Annotated in this window: 1 protein-coding gene; it reads left to right on the forward strand. The window is 40.3% G+C overall.

Going from position 1 to position 461, the window contains the following annotated elements; genetic code table 11:
• Positions 1 to 243, forward strand: a 243-nt coding sequence (locus ACYVTD_RS16640) for a hypothetical protein (RefSeq protein ID WP_461248768.1), incomplete at its 5' end; no start/stop codon positions are given.
• Positions 244 to 461 lie beyond the last annotated feature (218 nt).

Genomic DNA, 461 nt, shown 5'->3' on the forward strand with positions numbered 1-461 from the left:
GGAGATAATTATTGGACAAATATAAGTCCTTCGTCCTTATTAGGAACAAATAATATTTCTAAAGCTGCCTATGGTTCAGGCAAATTGCTCGTCTTTTCTTCAGACAAAGGAGCGTGGTCAGGTGACAATGGTACAACATGGACAGAGGTGCCGTATATCGACATGACTCGCATGGCATACGGAGCCGGACTCTTTGTTGCCGTTGCCGGTGGTAGTGGTATTAAATACTCAAAGTATCCGTAATATGCTTTGATGACTGTTACCCAAATTCCGTAGTGTAATTTTTAATTTAATGTGCGATTAAGATGTATGCCAAAAACATACTTGATGGGTGGCAGGGAAAAAAATGACTCGACGATGAGTCGAGGCGTTTTTTTCGCTGACAGGACCACAAGTAAAATTTTTAGGCATACATCTTGCTTTCACTTGGTAAAAAAGCTATAACCGTTGAATAGCGAAAG

It is taken from the genome of Treponema sp. R6D11 (assembly GCF_054786075.1).